This window comes from Corynebacterium accolens, assembly GCF_023520795.1.
In the GTDB taxonomy this organism is placed as follows: domain Bacteria; phylum Actinomycetota; class Actinomycetes; order Mycobacteriales; family Mycobacteriaceae; genus Corynebacterium; species Corynebacterium accolens.
Genome location: NZ_CP046605.1, coordinates 1,405,197 through 1,427,542, shown reverse-complemented (window position 1 = coordinate 1,427,542; position 22,346 = coordinate 1,405,197). Strand labels below are relative to the sequence as shown.

At 58.0% G+C, this 22,346-nt stretch carries 18 protein-coding genes and 1 pseudogene; 12 read left to right on the top strand and 7 right to left on the bottom strand.

What is annotated here, in order from left to right:
* The first annotated feature begins 29 nt into the window (after positions 1-29).
* Together CACC_RS06820 and CACC_RS06815 are read left to right on the top strand one after the other, a co-directional pair.
* Positions 30-2,084 carry a bifunctional metallophosphatase/5'-nucleotidase gene (locus CACC_RS06820; RefSeq protein ID WP_005279003.1) on the top strand — a complete coding sequence of 685 codons (2,055 nt, stop codon included), beginning with the start codon at positions 30-32 and terminating at the stop codon, positions 2,082-2,084.
* 112 nt (positions 2,085-2,196) lie between these two features.
* Positions 2,197-2,769 carry a DUF421 domain-containing protein gene (locus CACC_RS06815; protein ID WP_425265813.1) on the top strand — a complete coding sequence of 191 codons (573 nt, stop codon included), beginning with the start codon at positions 2,197-2,199 and terminating at the stop codon, positions 2,767-2,769.
* Between the two features lie 110 nt (positions 2,770-2,879).
* On the opposite strand, the gene CACC_RS06810 is transcribed toward CACC_RS06815, so the two are convergent.
* On the bottom strand, positions 2,880-3,233 hold the full coding sequence (locus CACC_RS06810) for a hypothetical protein (protein WP_005279005.1): 354 nt from the start codon (positions 3,231-3,233) through the stop codon (positions 2,880-2,882).
* Between the two features lie 647 nt (positions 3,234-3,880).
* Between CACC_RS06810 and CACC_RS06805 the strand changes: the two genes are divergently transcribed.
* From CACC_RS06805 to CACC_RS06795, 3 genes and pseudogenes are all read left to right on the top strand, one after another.
* Complete coding sequence (locus tag CACC_RS06805) at positions 3,881-5,215, top strand: IS256 family transposase (protein WP_249852936.1); 1,335 nt, start codon at positions 3,881-3,883, stop codon at positions 5,213-5,215.
* A 32-nt stretch (positions 5,216-5,247) separates the two neighbouring features.
* A pseudogene (locus CACC_RS06800) lies at positions 5,248-5,476 on the top strand (integrase core domain-containing protein); the annotation flags it as partial.
* 66 nt (positions 5,477-5,542) lie between these two features.
* A complete protein-coding gene (locus CACC_RS06795) occupies positions 5,543-5,944 on the top strand; it encodes a M48 family metalloprotease (protein ID WP_244262147.1) in 402 nt (133 codons plus the stop codon).
* A 117-nt stretch (positions 5,945-6,061) separates the two neighbouring features.
* On the opposite strand, the gene CACC_RS06790 is transcribed toward CACC_RS06795, so the two are convergent.
* Together CACC_RS06790 and CACC_RS06785 are read right to left on the bottom strand one after the other, a co-directional pair.
* On the bottom strand, positions 6,062-6,565 hold the full coding sequence (locus tag CACC_RS06790; protein ID WP_005279011.1) for a superoxide dismutase: 504 nt from the start codon (positions 6,563-6,565) through the stop codon (positions 6,062-6,064).
* Positions 6,566-6,664: 99 nt separating this feature from the next.
* On the bottom strand, positions 6,665-7,546 hold the full coding sequence (locus CACC_RS06785; RefSeq protein ID WP_005279014.1) for a peptidylprolyl isomerase: 882 nt from the start codon (positions 7,544-7,546) through the stop codon (positions 6,665-6,667).
* Positions 7,547-7,702: 156 nt separating this feature from the next.
* On the opposite strand from CACC_RS06785, the gene tpx reads away from it, so the two are divergent.
* The 3 genes from tpx (at position 7,703) to hisS (ending at position 10,291) form a co-directional block, all read left to right on the top strand.
* On the top strand, positions 7,703-8,200 hold the full coding sequence (gene tpx / locus CACC_RS06780; RefSeq protein WP_005279015.1) for a thiol peroxidase: 498 nt from the start codon (positions 7,703-7,705) through the stop codon (positions 8,198-8,200).
* Positions 8,201-8,366: 166 nt separating this feature from the next.
* Positions 8,367-9,002 (top strand): MBL fold metallo-hydrolase, encoded by a 636-nt coding sequence (locus tag CACC_RS06775; protein ID WP_005279017.1) that lies wholly within the window; start codon positions 8,367-8,369, stop codon positions 9,000-9,002.
* Between the two features lie 5 nt (positions 9,003-9,007).
* The gene (gene hisS / locus CACC_RS06770; protein ID WP_035108504.1) at positions 9,008-10,291 is read left to right on the top strand and encodes a histidine--tRNA ligase; all 1,284 of its coding nucleotides are present in this window, start codon (positions 9,008-9,010) and stop codon (positions 10,289-10,291) included.
* A gap of 69 nt (positions 10,292-10,360) precedes the next feature.
* Here hisS and CACC_RS06765 read toward each other — a convergent pair whose 3' ends face one another.
* From CACC_RS06765 to ypfJ, 4 genes are all read right to left on the bottom strand, one after another.
* Positions 10,361-11,770: an L-serine ammonia-lyase gene (locus CACC_RS06765; RefSeq protein ID WP_005279021.1), complete on the bottom strand. Its 1,410-nt coding sequence runs from the start codon at positions 11,768-11,770 to the stop codon at positions 10,361-10,363.
* A gap of 168 nt (positions 11,771-11,938) precedes the next feature.
* Positions 11,939-12,607 carry an FMN reductase gene (locus tag CACC_RS06760; protein WP_005279023.1) on the bottom strand — a complete coding sequence of 223 codons (669 nt, stop codon included), beginning with the start codon at positions 12,605-12,607 and terminating at the stop codon, positions 11,939-11,941.
* A 3-nt stretch (positions 12,608-12,610) separates the two neighbouring features.
* A complete protein-coding gene (locus CACC_RS06755; protein ID WP_005279026.1) occupies positions 12,611-13,723 on the bottom strand; it encodes an LLM class flavin-dependent oxidoreductase in 1,113 nt (370 codons plus the stop codon).
* A gap of 105 nt (positions 13,724-13,828) precedes the next feature.
* Complete coding sequence (gene ypfJ / locus CACC_RS06750; RefSeq protein ID WP_005279028.1) at positions 13,829-14,710, bottom strand: KPN_02809 family neutral zinc metallopeptidase; 882 nt, start codon at positions 14,708-14,710, stop codon at positions 13,829-13,831.
* 240 nt (positions 14,711-14,950) lie between these two features.
* On the opposite strand from ypfJ, the gene aspS reads away from it, so the two are divergent.
* The 4 genes from aspS (at position 14,951) to alaS (ending at position 22,346) form a co-directional block, all read left to right on the top strand.
* Positions 14,951-16,777, top strand: coding sequence for an aspartate--tRNA ligase (gene aspS, locus CACC_RS06745; RefSeq protein WP_035108457.1), 1,827 nt, complete (start codon positions 14,951-14,953; stop codon positions 16,775-16,777).
* Between the two features lie 125 nt (positions 16,778-16,902).
* The gene (locus tag CACC_RS06740; protein WP_005279032.1) at positions 16,903-18,117 is read left to right on the top strand and encodes a phosphotransferase family protein; all 1,215 of its coding nucleotides are present in this window, start codon (positions 16,903-16,905) and stop codon (positions 18,115-18,117) included.
* Positions 18,118-18,148: 31 nt separating this feature from the next.
* Positions 18,149-19,534, top strand: a complete 1,386-nt coding sequence (locus tag CACC_RS06735; RefSeq protein ID WP_005279034.1) for a replication-associated recombination protein A — start codon at positions 18,149-18,151, stop codon at positions 19,532-19,534.
* Between the two features lie 127 nt (positions 19,535-19,661).
* Positions 19,662-22,346: an alanine--tRNA ligase gene (gene alaS, locus CACC_RS06730; protein ID WP_035108459.1), complete on the top strand. Its 2,685-nt coding sequence runs from the start codon at positions 19,662-19,664 to the stop codon at positions 22,344-22,346.

The following is a 22,346-nucleotide window of genomic DNA, read 5'->3' as shown; positions in this document are numbered from 1 at the left end:
TGAATGCTTTCTACGACACAGGAGTAATTATGCAGTTCCGTCGCATTGGCCAGTTGGTGGCCGCTACCACCGTTACCGCCGTCGCGCTTTCTGGCACACACGCCCTAGCGCAGGAGGATACGACCACCATCTCGGTCACCAATATCACTGACCTGCACGGCCACTTGGAAGATGGCCTGAGCGACCCTGCTAAGGCGGGCGATGAGATTGGCGTGGCCCGCCTGCAATCGCTTATCAAGCAGGTCAACGAAGGCCAAAAGTTCAACCTCACCTCTTCAGGCGATAACGTGGGCGGTTCTGCATTCGTCTCGGCCATCTCGGATGACAAGTACACTCTGGAGGCGCTCAATGCCATGGGGATGAAGGTCACCGCAGTGGGCAACCACGAATTCGACAAGGGCACCGAGGACCTAACGGACCGTATTGAGCCAGCTTCTGACTATCCCATCCTCGGCGCCAATGTATTAAAAGACGGCAAGCCGCTCTTGGATGCCTCTCATGTGGAAGAAATCGACGGCGTGAAGGTCGGCTACGTCGGCACCGTCACCCAAAACACCAAATTCAAGGTATCTGCGGCAAAGATTCCGGGCGTCACCTTCACCGATCCCGTTGAAGCAACGAATAAGGAAGCCACCCGCTTGAAGGAAAGCGGGGAGGCAGATGTCGTGGTTTCCCTCTTCCACGAGGATGCGGAGGAATACGCAGAAGGCTTCAACAAAGACGTTGATATCCTCTTCGGTGGCGATACCCACCAGACCACCCAGGGAACGGTTGAGCGCGAGGGCGCGCTGCCATTGCAGTGGGCGCAAGGCTACGAGTATGGCAAGCTGCTTAACGATGCCGATATTACCTACGACAAGGCCGCCCGCAAGGTAAAAAGCATTGAGCTCAAGCAGTACGATGCGACTGCTGCCGCGCAGGTAGAGCCGGATGCTGAGATTGCGGGCATCGTTAAGAAGGCACAGGATGAGGCCGAGGTAGAAGGCTCGAAGACCGCTGGCACAGTCGAAACCGACTTGTTCCGCGGCTCCGATGAGGGGCAAAAGCCAGGTTCCAACCGTGGTGTCGACTCCACCCTGAATAACTTCATCGCGGAAGGGCAGCGTTATGCCATGAGCAAGCAGGTGGGCGAGGACATCGACCTCGGCGTCATGAATGCCGGCGGCGTGCGCGCCGATTTGCAGGGCGGCGACGTCACCTACAAGGACATCTTTGAAGTCCAGCCATTTGGTAACTCCGTTATTACCGCGAAGGTCTCTGGAAAGGACTTCATCACAGCACTGGAAAACCAGTGGCAAGAGGGTAGTAGCCGGACGCGTCGAGCCATGGGGCTGTCCAATAACGTCCAGGTGGTCTATGACCACACGGCATCCCACGGCGAGCGCGTCAAGTCCGTGACTATCAATGGCGAGCCCCTCGACCCGGATAAAGACTATTCCATCGCGCTATCGTCCTTCCTCGCATCCAGCGATAGCGAAAAGGGCGGCGATGGCTACTTTGAGGCAGGCTCCATCAAGGACAAGAACGATGTGGGATACATGGACGCCCAGGCCATGATTGACTACATCGCCTCCGGTGAGTCCGAGGTCCGCAAGGGACAGGGCCAAATTGGCGCCCACATCGAGGGCGATATTGTCCCAGGTAAAGAAATCACCGTCGATCTGTCCAGCTTGAACTACACCAGTGAGGGCGAGCCAATGGCTAAGACCGTCACGGTCAAGTTGGGAGATGAAGAAAAGACCGCCGATATCGATAATTCCAAGCAAGAAGGCGATGACCAATTTGGCGAACGCGGCCGTGCGCAGGTGACGCTGACCGTTCCAAAGGACCTGACTGGCTCCCAGAACCTGGAAATAACCACCGACGCTGGCACGCAGGCGATCCTGCCATTGGAAGTGGGCGAAGCCGACGATGACGAGGACGATTCCCCCAAGGCTCCGCAAGGCTCGTCCACCGGTGGTGCAATCCTTGCCATCGTGGCGGCACTAGCGGCAGGAATCGCTTTCATAGGTTTGAACCCCCAGGTGCTTCCGGCACCGCTGCGGGCCATTTTTGATGACCTGCGAAAGACTTTTCACATCTAATTAGGAATCCACATCCCGCGGATTCACGCTAAGCGCTTTTCCTCGCGATACGGGAGAGGAAAAGCGCTTATTTTTCTGTGCTGTGTCTTATACCCTAGTAACCTCAAAAGCCGTGGATATCTTTGAACGGTTTTTACGCGAGGCTACTTTTCAACTAGGAATCGAACTGCATCGAGTTCCTGTAGTTATGCTGTCTACATTAGGCATCTATCTCGCTTTTATGGTCCTAGTGAAGCTTTTTGGCTCCCGCGTATTGACCTCCATGACGGCCTCTGACGCGATCATCATCATTATGTTCGGCGCCGTCGCAGGCCGCGTGATCATCGGCGTTCCGCCCACATTGGCGGCGGGTGTTATTGGGCTGACAACGCTCATGGCCCTAGAAGCCGCATTCGGTACCATCCGCAAGGTGGTGAAGTGGACGCGGTTTTTGGACCGCCGGCCCGTTCTCATCGTCTTTCAGGGCGAGATGATTGACGATAATCTCACCGTTTCCCACATCACTCGCTCAGACGTGTATTCCGCGGTGCGTAAGGCTGGCCTAGGGCGCATGGAAGACGTCCAGGTCATGGTCTTAGAGCCCACCGGCCACATCTCCGTAATTAAGAATGGCCAAGAAATCGACCCAGAGATATTCAATGACCTCGTCGGCTCTGGATACATCAGGCGGGCAAAGGAATCTTAAAGGGTTCTGAGCAAGGGGGTCAGAACCGGGGTGAAGGCCCATCAATATGCGAAACCGCTGTACCCAAATTCAGGGCACAGCGGTTAAAAGCGCTTAAGAAGCGTGAAAGCTTAGAAAGGAAGCTTGAAGTTCTTCAGGAAGCCCTCGATGTCGAGGTACTTGTCAGCGAAAGCGAAGAGAGTACCCAAGGCGCCGATAGCAGCGGTGAAGACGCCGATCCATGCCTTAATGTCGTCAGGATCTGCCTCCTTCAAGGAGAAGTCCTTCTTGTCCTTCTTGTCCTGGTTGCCAGCGTTAGAATCGTTGTTCTGACCAAGCTTGCCAATGGTGCCTGCGGAGGAACCCTGCGGGTTCTGGGACACGACCGGTGCTTCCTCAGCAGCGGTGGCCACGGCGGTGCCAGCCAAGGTGACGGACAGGGCGGTTGCGCCGGCGACGAGAGCCTTGCGGGAGATAAGCTTCATATCTTGCTTCCTAACGAGCTTGTGGTGTTCAAAGACTCCTTAGATATTAGACAGCCGTATTACGGTCTGCAACAGATCGTGCAAACTTTTATTAAAAAAGATTGTCAAAACGTATCGGGCTGTGTGGTAGTTGACGCTTAATGTTGATGGTGTGAATGGCTAGGGGAGATATTAGATCCTTAAGCGCAGGTAGAGGGTTATATTGAGCGGAGAAATGGGCCTGAAAAATCCCCAACGTTGAGCACTGAAATGATCCGTGCACGACGCTGGGGAGTTCCCACTAACCCCTAAATGGGGTTAGTAAGTGAAGGAGGCGGGAGGCAGTAGGGGGTGTTCCTATATAGTTTGTCAACCTTGCGGGTGGTGCGGCCGGGGGCGGATACGCGACTCCGGATTGTTTAGGTGTGTTGTTTTGCGCGCGGCTGGTAGCCGACTGGGATTTTCCCAGTCGGCTTGTTTCGTTGTTAGGGGTTGGACTGCTGCGGCTTCCTTTGCTGGGGCGGGATCGCGGTAATACTCGTGGTTGCGCATCATGGCGTAGAGGACGTTGATTCGTCTGCGGACGAGGGGAGCGGTAGGAAGAGAGTGTCTAATGGTTTGTGTGTGGGAACCTAACCCGCATGAGGAGATGAACCAGAATGACTACTATGGCGAGACGAGATCCGGCTGATAAGGCCAAGATTGATGCGATTGAAAAGAAGCTGCTTGCTAACCCAGAAATCGCGAAACTGATTGATGAGCTAGGCACGTCCACCACGGATGCCAACGACCTAGTTCGGGGCATGTTGCAAGCCTCAATTACCCGGGGTTTGAATGCTGAAATGGATGCCCACCTAGGCTATGAGCCCGGCGATAGAGCAGCTAAAGCTACTGCTGAAACAGACAATCACCGCAACGGCACCTACCCGAAAACCGTGGATTCTAACTACGGGCCAGTAAACATTGATGTTCCACGAGACAGAAACGGCACGTTTGTTCCTACTATGGTGCCCAAAGGCTCCAGGCGGCTAACAGATGTTGACGATATGATTGTCAGCTTATATGCCGGCGGAATGACCATTCGGGATATCCAGCACCATATGGCTACTGCGATGCGGGTTGATATCTCCCATGAGACGATTTCGGCGGTTACAGACGCAGTCTTGGATGAGGTCATGATCTGGCAAAACCGCCAGTTAGACGAGTTCTACCCCGTGATATTCCTGGATGCGTTGCGCATTAAAGTCCGCGACGGCGGCCGGGTAGTTAACAAGTCTGCGTACATGGCAATCGGGGTGGACCTCGACGGGATCAAGCACATCCTGGGATTGTGGATCGCCAAAGAAGAAGGCGCCTCCTTTTGGGCACACGTGTGCGCCAACTTATCTAACCGTGGGGTCAAAGACGTCTTTATCGTCTGCTGTGACGGGCTGAAAGGCCTACCAGAAGCAGTGGAGGCAACCTGGCCGAACTCTATGGTACAAACCTGTATCGTGCACCTGATTCGCGCCGCGAATCGGTGGGTGTCTTACGGGGATCGCCGGGCTGTATCAGCCGCGTTGAAGAAGGTTTATACGGCTACTGATGAATCCACGGCAGAAGCAGCGTTGAAGGAATTTTCCGATTCTGAACTGGGTGTGAAGTATCCTCAGTCGGTCAAGGTCTGGCAGGATGCATGGGATAGATTCGTGCCATTTTTGCAGTTCCCACCAGCAGCAAGAAAGGTCATCTATACGACGAATTCCATTGAGTCGTTTAACAACCAATTGCGTAAAGCCACCCGCAACAGGGTGCAGTTCACCAACGATGAATCCGCGCTCAAGACGCTGTGGTTGATGATCTGCAATATTGAAGACAAACGAGCCGCAAAGAGAGCAAAGCAGGGCAAACGAGTCTCCGCGACAGCCGGCAGACTCATGGAAGGAGCCCGAGTTTCCGGCTGGAAACAAGCCATCAACCAAATGGCCGTGGCCTTTCCCGACCGCTTCGACAAATACCTATAAACCTAGCCCCACACACAAACAACTTGACACGCTCGGTAGGAACGAGTGCTGATAGAAGCCCTAGCAGAATCGTTTAACGCCACGCTCAAGCGGGAAGTCTTGCGCGATAGGAAAGTTTTTGACAATCCGATCTCCTGCCGTCAGGAAGTCTTCCGGTGGTGCATGCGCTACAACACGCGCCGGCGGCACTCCTGGTGCAATCTTGTAGCGCCGGATGTCTTTGAAGCCGAGACTTCAGCTACACTAACTAAAGCAGCATAGCTAACCCCCGACGTGTCCACTTTCCGGGGGTCAGGCCCGGCTCAACAATTAGGGAATGGAATGAACATGCTGAAACCCCTGGAAAGCATCACAATTTTTTCGGTTCTCGTGGCCCTCGCGCTCTATGTATTTATTAGCATTATTGCTGCCTCGAATGACGGCTTTCCGTTTCTTGTTGGTGCATTATTTCTTCTGGCCACCGCTATCGCGGTTGTGCTTATCGGGATAAATATTTCGCTCTGGAGCCATAGGCGAGCGCGGTATTCTACATCCACGATAGGAAAAATCGGCGCGTGGATAATTACCAGCGGAATTGTTATTGCAGTTGCTGCCGTTATCACTCAGCTGTTTCGTGCCGGTGGTTTTTGGGAACCGCTGTTTAGTGAGCTTTTATGGGTAATAACTGCAGCCACCGGATTACTTTGGCTGGGATTTATTCTTCTTATGGTTTCCGGGAGAACTCGCTAAGCCAAAACGGTGCCCCGCGAGATAAAAACGCCGCCATGAAAAACGCCGTGTCCGGCACGTAAAGTGCGCGGGCACGGCGTTCATGTAAGCCGCAGCGATGGTGGTGCGGCGGAAGGTTTACTTCTTCGCTGCTGCGAAACGCTCTGCAACGTCGTCCCAGTTGAAGACGTTCCAGACGGCCTTGACGTAATCAGGCTTGACGTTCTTGTATTGCAGGTAGAAAGCGTGCTCCCACATATCCAGCATCAGCAGTGGGGTGAAGTTCACGGAGGTGTTGCCCTGCTGGTCGGTCAGCTGCTCAACGAGCAGGCGGCCAGCAATGTGGTCGTAACCCAGCACGGCCCAGCTGGAACCCTGCAGGCCGAGTGCTGCTGCGGAGAAGTGCGCCTTGAACTTCTCGAAGGAACCGAAGTCGAGGTCGATAGCCTCCGCGAGCTCACCGGTTGGCTCGCCGCCACCGTTAGGGCTCAGGTTCCTATTAGCAGTTTGGAGTATGTCACTGCCTTCGGCGGCATCACCCCCCGGATCATTGTCAGACAGGGACGAAAATAAGCCATACCGAAGCCAGCGACTAGTTCCACTGCTCCTCAAAAGAAAAGCAAAAGGAACGCAGACAAACATAACCTGCCCCTGCACAGGGGCAGAGTTACGAATTCTGGGTTCGTTTAAGTGGAACTGCTAACAACGTAATGGGGCATCGGCAAGCGCCGATGCCACAGACTAAGCCTTTACCGTAGCCTTTTTAATCTTTACCTCTTCAGCAGGCTTGCCGTCTTCTTGGCCTGGGTGACCGCTCTGATCGCCGGTGTCTACGCCGGCCTCAGCAATCTTGTCTAGGGTCTTCAGGCCTTCTTCGGAGATGGTGCCGAAGTAGGTGTAGTTAGGGGCAAGCTCCGAGTCATCGTAGTTAAGGAAGAACTGGGAACCGTTGGTATCCGGGCCGCTATTGGCCATAGCGACGGAACCGCGTGGGTAGACAACGGGGTTCTGTGCGTCCTTGGCATCGGTTTCATCGGCGGGGTATTCATCGGCAAACTTGAAGCCTGGGCCGCCGGAACCGGAACCGGTGGGGTCGCCGCACTGGAGCACGTTCAACACGCCAGAGGTCATGCGGTGGCAGACGGTGTCATCGTAGAAGCCGGATTCAGCCAGTTCCGAGATGGCGTGGGTGGTGCACGGCGCAGCGGCACGGTCCAGGTCCATCTCAATCGGGCCCTGGGTGGTATCGAAGGAGACGGTGACGGTGCCCTCGGTGGAAATATCCTTGCCGTCGGGCTTCTTCGCGCCGTGGCCATCCTGGCCATTGTCCTCGTAGTTGCACTGGACGGTGGCTGGCAGGGCTTCCGCGCGCTTGCCGCTCAAGGGTTCAGCCTTGGGGGCTTCCTGCGTGGTCTGTGCCTCAGAGGTATCTTCTGCCTGGATGTCGCCCTCAGAGCCATCGCGGGTGGACAGGAAGTAGATTCCTCCGGCGATGCCAAGGATGACGACGAGCGAGGCTGCGGCGACACCAAAAGGACGAGTCTTTTGCTTGCGGTCACGGGACTTTAGCTCACGATCGAGCTTGTGCAGCGCGTCTTCTCCGCGCTTTTTATTATCTGGCACCGTGGGACAACCTTTCTAGCGATTATCGGTGACGTGTCTCAACTTGGACGATTTTAGCGGCTTTGCGGACACGGGGCTGACTTGGCTCGGGGATTGGGTTGAGCAATAAACGGCGAGCTATAGCGGGGAAGCAAAAGTATCAGTACGCTCGGGGCCATGGCTGAAGTTAAATTTTCTGACGAACCTACCCAAACCGCTGGTGAGCTTCCTGCTGTAGGGGAGTCCATCCCAGAGTTCACCCTCGTTGGCACCGACCTTTCTGAGGTCACCAATAAGGATTTCGAGGGCAAGCGCCTCGTTATCTCGATTTTCCCTTCCATCGATACGGGCGTGTGCCAGCAGCAGCTGCGCACCTTTAATGAAAAGGCCGCGGGCCTGGACAACACCGTTGTCTTGTCCGTTTCCCGCGACCTGCCCTTCGCGCTGGATCGTTTCTGCGCCGCAGAGGGCATTGAAAACGTGGAGACCGCCTCCGATTTCCGCTCCGATTTTGGTGAGAAGTTCGGCGTGACCCTGCAAGGCTCCCCGCTCAAGGGCCTGTTGGCGCGCTCCGTTGTGGTCACCGACGCTGACCACAAGGTCATCTACAACGAATTGGTGCCAGAGGTAACCACCGAGCCGGACTACGAGAAGGCTCTTGCCGCCCTGCAATAAAGCTTGAAGCTAGCAGGTTAAATAAAACCAGCACCCAGCCTTTCCCCATAACCCGCCGTGGCTGTGGGCGCCAAGGCTGGGTGCTTTTTGCATGGTTATGTGGCTTGAATCCAGAGACCACTGCGTTCAAGGGCGCGATGGGGGCGAGCCTCGTTAGACTTAAATCATGGATATTCAAGGATTTACCGCGGGACCATTTCGCACGAATACCTATATCGTGGCGGAGGGAAAGCGCGCCTTCATCGTGGATCCGGGCATGGATTCCATGTCGAAGGTTCTATCGCACGACTATGACTATGAAGCCATTGTGCTCACACACGGCCACATCGACCACACCCGCGAGGCCGGTGAATTGGCACAGGAGCTCGATATCCCCGTTTATATTCATCCCGCAGATAAGTTCATGTTGGATTCTGGGGAGGGTGTTTCCGCCCAGGCGCAGGAGCTATTCCAGGCTTCGCGCATGGTGCCCATTTCCGATCTCCGCGAACTCCACGGTGGTGAAGAGCTGGAGCTAATCGGGCATACATTTACCCTTCAGCACGCGCCTGGGCATTCGCCGGGGTGCGTATTGATCATTTCGGATACTTTTGCCCTTACCGGTGATGTCCTTTTTGCCGGGGGAATGGGGCGGGTCGATCTGCCGGATTCTAATCCGCAGGCCATGCTGGATTCATTGGCGGGCCCGGTGTGGGATTTGGACGATGAGCTGGACATTCTTCCCGGCCACGGCCCAACCTCGACCATGCGTCAGGAGAGGGCGACCAACCCATTCCTGCGAAAATCCCATGGGGTAGTCTAGTGACCATGAGTGAAGAGAAGCGGTTCCAGGCACTGTCCGCACCGAAGGGTGTGCCAGATTATTACCCACCAGAGTCTGCGACTTTTTATAAGGTCCGCCAGACCATGGTGGAACAGGCGCATCTTTCCGGTTTTCAGCACATTGAATTGCCCATTTTTGAAGATACCGCGCTCTTTGCCCGCGGGGTGGGCGAATCTACCGACGTGGTCTCCAAGGAGATGTACACTTTCGCGGATCGCGGTGAGCGCTCCGTGACCCTGCGCCCGGAGGGAACTGCGGGCGTGATGCGCTCGGTCATTCAACACAATTTGGATCGCGGTCAGCTGCCGGTAAAGCTGAACTACAGCGGCCCGTTCTTCCGCTATGAGCGCCCGCAGGCAGGCCGCTACCGTCAGCTTCAGCAGGTTGGCGTGGAGGCCATCGGCGTCGACGATCCAGCACTGGATGCGGAGGTCATCGCCTTGGCGGATCGCTCCTACAGAGCTCTGGGGCTTTCCGGGTTCCGCCTGGAATTGACCAGCTTGGGCGACCGCAATTGCCGGCCCGCCTACCGCGAAAAGCTGCAGGAATTCTTGTTTAAGCTGGACTTGGATGAGGAGACCCGCCGCCGCGCGGAGATCAATCCTTTGCGCGTCTTGGATGATAAGCGCCCGGAGATGCAGGAGCAGCTTGCCGATGCCCCCTTGATGCTCGACTACCTCAACGCCGAGTGCCGCGAGCACTTTGAGACCGTGACGGGCATGCTGGATGATATGGGCGTTGCCTACGAAATTAACCCGCGCATGGTGCGCGGCTTGGACTACTACACCAAGACCTGCTTTGAATTCGTCCACGATGGCCTGGGTGCCCAATCCGGCATTGGCGGCGGTGGCCGCTACGACGGGTTGATGGCGCAGCTGGGCGGACAGGATCTTTCGGGCATCGGCTATGGCTTAGGCGTTGACCGCGCCATCCTCGCCCTCGAGGCGGAGGGCATCACCTTAGAAGGCAGTGATTCCCGCGTGGATGTCTACGGCATTGCCTTAGGTACTGCGGCCAAGCGCCGCATGACCGGCATCATCAACGACCTGCGCAAGGCGGGAATCGCTGCGGATATGTCCTTTGGTGATCGCGGCCTTAAGGGCGCAATGAAGGGCGCTGACCGCGCGGGTGCGCGCTTTGCTTTGGTCTTGGGAGATCAAGAACTAGAAAACGGCACCGTTGCCGTGAAGGACTTGGCCGCCCACGAGCAGCGCGATATTGAGCTATCACAGCTGGTTGCCGTTCTAGGACGGGATCTAGAAGGCTAGGCACAGGCTCAAAGAAAGGGAGGGGGCACCGAAGTAATATCGGTGCCCCCTTTGTGTGCTTTTAACTGTTTAGCACTCGACCTGGGAAACGCTAAAGCCCATCGTCTTGGCCAAGCCGCCGAGGGAGGTCTCCTTGTACTTGGAGTGCATATCGCGGCCCGTATCCGCCATGGTTTGCACGGCGTTATCGAGGGTGACGTGGTGGGTGCCTTCACCCATCATCGCCATGCGGGCGGCGTTAATGGATTTCACCGCGCCAATGGCATTGCGCTCAATACACGGGATTTGCACGAGGCCGCCGACCGGATCGCAGGTAAGGCCGAGGTTGTGCTCAAGGGCGATTTCGGCCGCATTTTCCACCTGTGCTGGGGTAGCGCCGAGGAGTGCCGCCATCCCGGCAGCGGACATGGACGAGGCAGAGCCGACTTCGCCCTGGCAGCCCACCTCGGCGCCGGAAATGGAGGCGTTCTGTTTGATGATCATGCCGATGGCGCCGGCGGTGAGCAGGTAACGGCGTGCGGATTCGCGGCAGAAGCCACCGTGGAAGTCGCGCGCATAGTGCAGCACTGCGGGAATGATGCCGCAGGCGCCGTTGGTGGGCGCGGTAATAACGCGGCCGCCCGCAGCGTTTTGCTCGTTGACCGCTAAGGCGAAGAGGTTGACCCATTCCATGGCGGAAAAGCCAGAGTGTGGGTCATTTTTCTGCTCGAGCAGCTGCGCATACATCTTGGGGGCGCGCCGCGGCACGCGGAGGCCACCGGGTAGCAGGCCCTTGGTGGAAATGCCATCGGTCACGCATTCGCGCATGATATCCCATACAAGATCCAAGTGGCGCAGGACATAATCCGCGCCGCCGTCCTCTTTGTGGAGCACTTCCTCATTGGCAAGGACGATTTCCCAAATGTCCTTGTCGTTGGCCTCGCACAGGTTGAGCAGTTCTTCGCCGGTGGTGAATTCATAGGGCACGGTATCTTCTACGGTTGCTGCGGCAACGCCGGCGGGTACTTCGTGGCTATCGGCCATCTCTGCGTCGAGCTCTTTGCGGGAGAGGATGAAGCCACCGCCGACAGAGAAGTACTGTTCGTCTTCAGCAAGGATGTTGCCATCAGCATCCCAGGCCTTGAAGATCATGCCGTTGGGGTGCTGGGGTAGTGGCTCGTTATCAAAGGTGATTTCGTAGTCGACGGTGCCAGACGGGCCAGAGATGGTGCCTTCGCTGGGGATTGTGCCGCCGGCTTGCGGCTCGGCATCGATGGGAACGGTCAGCGGCTCCCAGCCGGCGAGTCCAAGGATGACGGCGCGGTCGGAGGCGTGGCCGCGTCCGGTGGCGGACAGCGAACCGCGCAGTTCCGCCGAGACGCGGGCGGGATGGGTATCGAGGGATTCTAGAAATTGCTTCGCGGCGCGCATCGGCCCAACCGTGTGAGAGGAGGATGGACCAATGCCGATGGCGAAAATGTCAGTAACGCTAATAGTCATGGTGAAAGCCTTAAGAAACCTTTCTTCGTAGCAAGAGAGTTATCGGTCCAAGAGCATGAAAAAGAAATTTTCTCTGGCGCGGGGATTCGGGTCGAAGATTCTAAAATTCAAGCGTAGAGAAATATGTGACATGTATCAATTTTAGAATATGCGATAGGTATTGCGGCGCTAGCGCTTTCCGTCGTATTGGGACAAAATTTCCTCGAAAGGCAGAAACTCTTCGTCCACTCCGATTCCGGTAGGGCGGGAATGGGGACTGGGTTTGGGGGCATCGGCAAGCCCGGCGACCCGATCCGTGGGGCGAATCATCTGATCCGCAAGCTGCGTTGCGGCGCGCTCGATACGGCTGCGAATGCGCGCGCCCTCGGCGGTGCCCAGATCCTCGGTTGCCTGGAATATGCCGGTCGGAACGACGTGGGCGTGCAGGTAATTCAACAGGGGGCGCAGCGCATAGTCCAAGATGAGCGCGTGGCGCGGGGAACCGCCCGTAGCTGCCACGATGGTGGGCAGCTCCTCCAAGGCGTGGGCATCCAGAACATCAAAAAACATCTTGAACAGCCCGGAGTAGCTGCCTTGGAAGGCAGGGGTGACGGCAATAAAGCCATCGGCCGTAGACAGCAGCTCTTTTGCTTCATCCAGTTGGGGCGTTGGAGCCGCCCAATTGGTCATGGCTGTGGCCAATTCAGAAGCAAGGGTGCGCACCTCAATAATGTGGGTGTTTACGCCTTCACCGCGCGCGGAAATCTTCGCCTCGGTGGCTTCTGCAATGGTCTCAGCCAATTGCCGGGTAGATGATGGCTCCGAGAGCCCGGCCGTGAGGACAACTAAAGAGCGCATTGCTTAGTCCTCCTTTCCAGGGCTTACGCGAAAGTGCGGGGAATCTGGGTGCTGCTTGAGCGTGGCATGCGTTGGTGGGTCCGAGGGTACATGCTCTGGTCGTCGCTGCTCAAAGCGCCGACGAAGCTCCGGTACTACTTGTGTGCCAAGAATTTCTATCTGCTTGAGCACCACTTCTTGTGGCAGCCCGGCGTGATCGATGAGGAAGAGCTGGCGTTGGTAATCGCCCACGTAGTCCGCAAATTTCAGGGTGCGCTCAATAACCTGCTCTGCGGTACCCACGGTCAGCGGGGTGTAGTCAGTAAATTCCTCCAGGCTAGGCCCGTGCCCGTACACGGGGGCGTTATCGAAGTACGGGCGGAAGAACCTCTTGGCCTCCTCTTCAGTATCGCCGATGAATACCTGGCCGCCGAGCCCCACGATGGCTTGGTCTGCTTGGCCGTGGCCATAGGAAGCAAAGCGACGCCGGTACATGTTGACCATCTTGGCCGTGTGTTCTTGATTCCAGAAGATATTATTGTGAAAGAACCCGTCGCCGTAATAGGCCGCTTGTTCTGCAATCTGGGTAGAACGAATGGAGCCGTGCCATACAAACGGCGGGATGCCATCGAGGGGCGCCGGGGTAGAGGTAAACGCCTGCAACGGGGTGCGGAATTTGCCCTCCCAGTTGACGCTGTTTTCCCGCCACAGGCGGCGCAGCAAGTGGTAATTTTCCACGGCCAACGGGATGCCTTGGCGGATATCTTTGCCAAACCACGGGTAGACGGGGCCGGTATTGCCGCGCCCCATCATCAGATCCACACGGCCGCCGGAGAGGTGCTGTAAGAAGGCGTAATCTTCCGCGATCTTTACCGGGTCATTGGTGGTAATCAGCGTCGTGGAGGTAGAAAGCTGCAAGCGCTCGGTCTGCGCTGCGATATAGGCTAGGTGGGTCGTCGGGGAGGACGGAACGAAGGGCGGGTTGTGGTGCTCGCCTGTGGCGAAGACATCGAGGCCCACTTCTTCTGCCTTGAGCGCGATTTCCGTAATATTGCGGATTCGCTCCGCCTCTGATGGGCTTTCGCCCGTCGTTGGATCGGTGGTCACATCTCCGACCGTGAAAATGCCAAATTGCATGGTGTCCCTTTCTACTCTTGCTGCGTACCTGTAATCATTGTACGTGACATGTCAACAATACGGGCAGGGAGATTATCTCCAGCGGGGTAAAGAGGGGGCCGGGAGTTAGCTGTAGACCCCGCGCCCCAAGGTGTCGCACTCAGCCATCCGGCCGGAATTATAACCAGCAAGGAAAGCTCGCTGGCGTTGCTCGGAAGAACCGTGCGTCCACGCATCGGGTTGGACCTGCCCAGTGGAACGGCGCTGAATATTATCGTCACCCACAGCCTGCGCCGCGGTGACTGCGTCAGCCACCTGCTGTTGGGAAATCGGCTCCAGCAGAGCATCCTCGCCCTTATCCGCGTGGGAAGCCCAAATACCGGCGTAGCAATCTGCCTGGAGCTCGATCTTTACCGCATTGGAATCCGCGCCGGGGTCGTTATAGTCAGATAGCTGCAGCGTGCCCTCGAGCTGCTGAATGTGGTGACCAAACTCGTGGGCAACGATGTACATCTGCGCGAACGGGGCATTGTGCGCGCCGTAGTTGCTCAGCGAATTGAAAAACGTGGTGTCAAAATACGCCGATTGGTCGGCGGGGCAATAAAACGGCCCCGTGGCTGAAGACGCAGTGCCGCAGCCGGAATTGGTGGAGCTATTAAAAATCACCCGGCCAGGGTTGGTGTATTCGATGCCGGCTTGCTCGGGTAGCTCGGCGGTCCAGACATTATCCACGCTCATGGCGGTAAACATGACCCGGCAGTCATCGTATTTATTGCCGTCTTCTGCCGTTTGGCAGTGATCGAAGGCGGAATCATCGGCACCGGTGTGGGTGCCGGATTGGGACTGTTCATTGCCCAACAGGGCACCAATATCGGAGGGGTTTCCTCCTAATAAGAGGTAGAGCCCGACGAGCACGACGGAGCCGATGCCGCCGCCTAAAGCGAGGCCGCCGCCACCGCCGGAGGTTGCGCGCTGGCCATCGAAATCGGCACCAGATTTAAAGGTCATGTCTAGATAGTGCCACACCTTGTCGGCCGCGGCAGTGCGCAGCAGCCCATTTATTTCCGGCAGGGTTAGCGGTGCCGGGGCCGCGTGCCTGCGCGGTGGCTTAAGTGGGCTTAATAGGGGCGAAAGTGGCGGTGGGATGTAGAATTGGCCAAGTTCCTAGTCTTGTGCTTGGTTGGGCGCGCGCTGTTTACGCGTGGCTGGACCCGCAAGTAACACCATTTCAGAAGGGATTGAATTATAGTGCTGCGTACCCATTTGGCCGGTGAGCTCCGCAAAGAACTGGCAGAAGAGACAGTAACCCTAACCGGTTGGGTTTCTCGTCGCCGTGACCACGGCGGCGTGATCTTCATCGACCTGCGCGATCGTTCCGGCATTGCCCAGGTAGTCTTCCGCGAATCCGATGTGGCAGAGCGCGCCCATGACCTGCGTTCGGAATACTGCGTCAAGGTAACCGGCGTAGTGGAACCGCGCCCAGAAGGATCCGAAAACCCGAACCTGCCTTCCGGAGACATCGAGGTCAACGTCACCGACCTGGAGGTGCTCAACAAATCCGCAGCGCTGCCCTTCCAGGTAGATGATCCTTCCTCCTCTGGCGAGGTAGGCGAGGAGACCCGCCTGAAGTACCGCTACTTGGATCTGCGCCGCGAGCGCCAGGCAAAGGCACTGCGTCTGCGCTCTGCTGCCAACCGCGCGGCCCGTAACGTGCTGGATAAGCACGATTTCGCCGAAATCGAAACCCCTACCTTGACCCGTTCCACCCCAGAGGGCGCGCGCGACTTTTTGGTCCCTGCCCGCCTGAAGCCGGGTTCTTGGTACGCGCTGCCGCAGTCGCCGCAGCTATTCAAGCAGCTGCTGATGGTGGCCGGCATGGAGCGCTACTACCAGATCGCGCGCTGCTACCGCGATGAGGACTTCCGCGCCGACCGCCAGCCGGAATTTACCCAGTTGGACGTGGAGATGTCCTTCGTGGATCAAGACGATGTCATTGCGCTTGGTGAAGAGATTGTCAAGGAGCTGTGGAAGCTCATCGGCTACGACATTCAGACCCCAATCCCGCGCATGACCTATGCCGATGCCATGAAGTACTACGGCTCCGATAAGCCGGACCTGCGCTTTGACATCAAGATTGTCGAGTGCACGGAGTTCTTCAAGGACACCACCTTCCGGGTCTTCCAGAACGAATACGTCGGTGCCGTAGTCATGGACGGCGGTGCTTCGCAGCCGCGCCGCCAGTTCGATGCATGGCAGGACTGGGCCAAGCAGCGCGGCGCCAAGGGCCTTGCCTACATCACCGTCGCAGAAGACGGCACCCTGGGCGGGCCTGTGGCCAAGAACATCACCGACGCGGAGCGCGAGGGCATCGCCGAGCACGTTGGCGCAAAGCCCGGTGACGCCATCTTCTTTGCCGCCGGCGATACTAAGTCTTCCCGCGCGCTGCTGGGTGCGGCCCGCGGCGAAATTGCCAAGAAGCTCGACCTCATCAAGGAAGGCGACTGGGCCTTTACCTGGGTCGTTGACGCCCCGCTCTTCGAGCCTTCTGCCGATGCCACCGCGTCCGGCGACGTGGCCTTGGGCCACTCCAAGTGGACCGCGGTGCACCACGCCTTTACCTCGCCGAAGCCGGAGTGGATCGATTCCTTCGACGAGAACCCGGGCGAGGCCACGGCCTATGCCTACGACATCGTTTGCAACGGCAACGAGATCGGCGGCGGTTCCATCCGTATTCACCAAGAAGATGTGCAAAAGCGCGTCTTTGAGGTCATGGGCATCGGCGATGAGGAAGCACAAGAGAAGTTCGGCTTCTTGCTCGACGCCTTCTCCTACGGCGCACCGCCACACGGCGGCATCGCCTTTGGCTGGGACCGCATCGTGTCCCTCTTGGGCGGCTTTGACTCCATCCGCGACGTCATTGCCTTCCCGAAGTCCGGTGGCGGCGTGGATCCGCTTACCGATGCCCCCGCGCCCATCCCCGCCGCACAGCGCAAGGAGACCGGCGTGGACTTCAAGCCGGAGAAGAAAAGGAACGGCGAAGAGGCTAAGGCCGCGAAATCAGAGCAGGAGAACTAGCTCTTAGGCTCGCTATCACGACACCATTTTTAGGTTAAGCGGGGCGCGCGCCCTCGCCGCAGCGGACACTTGTGCGGCGAGGGTGTAGCCCCCGCTTTGTGTTGGCGGGCATACTGGATAGAACTATGGTTGATACACAGACAGTGCTTTCGGCCGATGAGGTCATTGGTGCCGCATCGGAAATGTTGTCGCGCCGCTTTGGTGGCACGCCGGAAATGTCAGACATTGAGGATTTAGGCGGATCCGGCAATGCCTTAGTCCTGCGCGCGAAGGTTGCCCCTAGCGCCTTTTTGCCGCATCGCTCTGTGGTCATCAAATACAATCCGGTTACCGGCTACGGCGTGGATGACGCAGCAATGCTGCGCGAGGTCGTGGCCTATCAATTCACCACCGCCTTAGCAGAAGACGTGCGCCCTGGACCCGTGCTGCTCGCCCACGATTTAGACCGGCGCATCATCGTCCTGACGGATTTGGGGGAGGCCGAGACCCTTGCGGATGTGCTCTTAGAATCCGGCGATGAGGATCGCATTCGGATCCTGCGCTCCTTGGGCACGGCATTGGGGCATATCCACGTAGGCACCGCGGATCATGAGCAGGATTTCGAGACCCTGCTCAACCGCACCTTGCGGCATAACCCGGAATACGCCGATCACCAATCTGTGCGCGATCAGTCCCTGTATCGCTCCATCGGCATCGGGCTGAGCCTGCTTGATGAGGCGGGGCTTGAAGCCCCCGAAAGCTTCCGCAGTTTAGCCGATCAAGCCGCTGAATCCCTCGCCTCCGGCAAGGATAGGGCCTTTACTCCCTTCGATTTATCGCCGGATAACATCATCGTCTCCAAGCGCCTGCACTTCTTGGACTATGAATGGGCCGGTTTTAGGAACGTGGGCTTTGACGTCGCGTGCGTTATCGCGGGCTTCCCGCAGTTCCTGTTTTCTAAGCCAATTACGGATAAGGAAGCAGATATATTCCTCGCCGCATGGTCGCGCGAGGTATCTGAGGTGTGGCCGCGCTTTGCCGACGAAGACGAACTGCACGGGCTTATCGTCGCTTCCCTCATCGGCTGGGCCTTGTCGAGCGTGACCACGATGCACGCTGGCGGAATTGAGGGACTGGTTGCCCTTGCTAGCGGTGACGCGGAGATTGTCCATGACCCAAAGCGTTCGATCCTGCGCCCGCCGGAAAGCGGCCCTTTTAATGAGGACGAGCTATTGGTGCGCCAAGATTTGTACGAAACCTTTGACGCGCTCGCACGCTACGCCGCCCAATGCGGGACCGCACCGTGCACGTCCATCGCGGAGTTTGGCACCATCGTTGCCCGCCGCGTCCACGACGAATAATCACTACACCTTTCTGGGGAGCTAAAACCACATGAGCCAGGATTCTCTCTTCGGCGCCTCTCCCAATGCCGGCGGCAGCATGGGCGGCGAAGGCTCGCCATCGTCTTTTCCCACAGCCAATCTCTTTGCTACGCACTCCGGTTCGCCCTTGGCCGCTCGCATGCGCCCACAGACTCTAGAAGAGGTCGTGGGCCAGGACCACCTCCTTGCCCCCGGCAAGCCGCTGCGCCGCTTGGTCGAGGGGTCCGGCGAGGCTTCGGTCATTTTGTATGGGCCGCCTGGTACTGGCAAGACGACGATTGCCTCGCTGATAGCCAGCCAGATGGGCCAAAACTTCGTCGGCCTCTCCGCCCTTGATTCAGGGGTGAAGCAGGTGCGTGAAGTCATTACCCACGCCCGGCAAGAACTTATCCACGGCCGCAGGACGGTGCTTTTTATTGATGAGGTTCATCGCTTCTCCAAAACCCAGCAAGACGCCTTGCTGGCGGCGGTGGAAAACCGGACGGTTCTGCTCGTTGCAGCGACGACCGAAAACCCGTCATTCTCGGTCGTTTCGCCGTTGCTTTCCCGCTCGCTCCTACTGCAACTGCACTCGCTGAGCGAGGCGGACCTCAAAGGCGTAGCGCGCCGCGCGTTAGACAGCGATCGGGGGCTAGGCGAGCGCGACTTAACCATTACTGATGAGGCATTAAACCAGCTCGTCGTGCTTTCTGGTGGTGATGCCCGGCGCAGCCTGACCTACCTTGAAGCGGCCGCGGAAGCAGTTGACGATGGCGGCGAGATCACCGCAACCACGATTACCGATAACGTGAATCGCGCGGTGGTGCGCTATGACCGCGACGGCGACCAGCACTACGACGTGACCTCCGCCTTCATCAAGTCCATCCGCGGCTCCGATGTCGATGCCGCGCTGCACTACCTAGCGCGCATGGTGGAAGCCGGCGAAGATCCCCGGTTTATCGCCCGCCGCCTGATGGTTCACGCCTCAGAAGATATTGGCATGGCTGATCCCACCGCCTTGCAAGTCGCCGTCGCCGCCGCCGAGGCCGCGCAAATGATCGGCTTGCCGGAAGCGCGCATCCCACTGGCGCAGGCAACGATTCACTTGGCGACGGCGCCGAAATCGCCGTCCGTCATCGCTGCCATTACTAAGGCGCAGGCCGATGTCGCGGCCGGCAAGGTGGGCCACGTGCCGCCGCACCTGCGCGATGGGCACTATGAGGGCGCCAAGCGGCTGGGAAATGCGACAGGGTATTCCTATCCCCACGATGACCCGCGCGGGGTAGTGGAGCAGCAATACCTGCCCGATGAGCTCGAGGGCGCCGTATATTATGAGCCCACCGAACACGGCGCTGAGAAGCGAATCTTTGACTATATTGGCCGTTTGCGCAGGATACTTCGTGGCAAGCGCCCCTGAGTGCGAGACGGCATGGCCGGTTTTGGCCCCACCGATGGGCACAGCCTGCCCACCAGTAGGTAAAGTTGGATGGGTTAGAAAGCTTCTTGATGGAAGATAAAAGCTTAGACAGTTAGGATTATTGCTCGTGAAGACTCATGAGATCCGGGAACGGTTTACCCAGCACTTCGTCAATTCTGGTCACGAGGTTGTCCCCAGCGCCTCTTTGATCCTGGATGACCCTAACCTGCTTTTCGTTAACGCGGGCATGGTGCCCTTCAAGCCCTATTTCTTGGGCCAGCAGACCCCACCATTTTCGCAAGGCCTTGCCACCTCTATCCAGAAGTGCGTGCGCACCTTGGATATTGAGGAGGTGGGCATTACCACCCGCCACAACACCTTCTTCCAAATGGCGGGTAATTTCTCCTTTGGCCAGTATTTCAAGGAAGGCGCCATTTCCAATGCATGGAACCTGTTGACCAAAGACGTAGCCGACGGCGGGTTTGGCCTTGACCCGGAGCGCCTGTGGGTCACCGTGTACCTCGATGACGATGAGGCAGCGGAAATCTGGCGCGATAAGATCGGCGTGCCAGAAGAGCGCATCCAGCGCCTGGGCATGGAAGATAACTACTGGTCCATGGGCGTGCCGGGACCATGTGGGCCCTGCTCGGAAATCTATTACGATCGCGGGTCCGAATACGGCAAGGACGGCGGCCCGATTGCGGATGATAACCGCTACATGGAAATCTGGAACCTTGTGTTCATGCAAAATGAGCGCGGTGAGGGGACCGGAAAGGGCGATTTTAAGATCGTCGGAGAGCTGCCGAAGAAAAACATCGATACCGGCTTGGGCATCGAGCGCGTCGCTTGCCTGTTGCAGGGAGTAGACAACGTCTACGAAACCGACCTGCTCCGCCCGGTTATTGACGTTGCTGAGGAGCTTACCGGCGCCACCTACGGCGAGAAGGCAACGCAGCAGGATAATATCCGCTTCCGCGTGGTGGCTGACCATTCGCGCACCGGCATGATGCTCATCTTGGATGGCGTTACCCCAGGTAATGAGGGCAGGGGCTATATCCTGCGCCGCTTGCTGCGCCGCATCATTCGTTCGGCAAAGCTGCTGGGTGCCGAGGGCGCTACCATGGAGCGCTTCATGAATACGGTCATGGATACCATGACCCCGTCGTATCCCGAGATTGCGGATAACCGCGAGCGAATTCTGCGCGTGGCCATCAATGAGGAAAAGGCGTTTTTGAAGACGCTGGAGTCTGGCACCAAGCTTTTTGATGAAGCCGTGGACGACCTGCGCTCCACCCACCGCGCCAAGACCCAAAAGGTGCTTTCCGGTGACAAGGCCTTTGAGCTGCACGATACCTACGGTTTCCCCATCGACCTCACCCTGGAAATGGCGCAAGAGGCCGGCCTCGACGTGGACATGGACGGCTTTAATGCCGCCATGGGCGAGCAGCGCCGCCGCGCCAAGGCCGATAACCAGGCCAAAAAGCACGGCCACACCGATCTCTCCTTGTACCGCGACTGGGTGGATAATAACCCCACCGTATTTACCGGCTATGAGGAACTGGTCTCGGGAGCGAACGTCATCGGCCTAGTCAAAGACGGCCAGAAGGTCAACGAGGTGCACGAGGGCGATGAGGTTGAGGTCATTTTGGACCACTCGCCGCTCTACGCTGAGTCCGGTGGACAGATGGCTGACCGCGGCCGCATTTCTGCGGGCGAATCCCTTTTGGAGGTCAATGACGTCCAGAAGATTGGCAAGAAGCTGTGGGTACACAAGGCTTCCGTTACCGCCGGTGGGCTCGACCTGGGCATGTCCGTTGAGGCTTCCGTAGATGAGAAGTGGCGCCACGGTGCGACCCAGGCCCACTCGGCTACCCACCTCATCCACGCGGCTCTGCGGCAGGTGCTGGGACCCACCGCAGTGCAGGCGGGCTCCCTGAACCGCCCGGGCTACCTGCGCTTCGACTTCAACTACACCGAGCAGTTGAGCCAGGAGCAAATGGAAGAAATCGCGCTTATTACCAACCAGGCGATCGATTCCAATATGGCCGTCAACACCATCGAGACCTCGCTGGAAGAGGCCAAGGCGATGGGTGCCATGGCGCTTTTCGGTGAAAACTACGGCAACCAAGTGCGCGTGGTAGAAATCGGCGGACCATTTTCCATCGAGCTCTGCGGCGGCACCCACGTGGGTTCCTCGGCAGAAATCGGACCCGTGTCCGTGCTGGGCGAGTCCTCAGTGGGCTCCGGTGCCCGCCGCATCGAGGCCTACTCCGGCATGGATGCCTTCCGGTACTACTCCAAGGAAACCGCGCTGGTAGAAGGCGTTTCCCGCGAGTTGAAGGTGCAGTCGGAGGAGCTCCCAGAGCGCATTTCGCAGCTTTCGGAGCGGCTCAAGGCGGCCGAAAAGGAAATCGAGGGCCTGCGCAAGGCGCAACTGACCGCGCGCGCCTCTGAAATCATCGACTCGGCTACCGAGGTCAATGGCATCAAGACCATTACGCTCCAGCTTCCCGATGGCACCTCGGGCGGCGACCTGCGCACCGTGGCCACCGATATCCGCAACCGCATGAAGGATACGGCAGCGGTCATCGTGCTCGGCGCGGTGGATAAGGGCAAGTTCCCGTTCATCGCCGCCGCTACGGGCAAGGCTGTGGACGAGGGCGTGAAAGCAGGGGACATCGTCAAGCGCCTCGGCGAATACGTCAACGGTCGCGGCGGCGGCAAGCCAGACATGGCGCAGGGCTCTGGTACCGCGCCGGAAGGTGCGCAGCGGGGCTTTGAGGCCGTCAAGGATCTGTTGCAGTCGCGATAG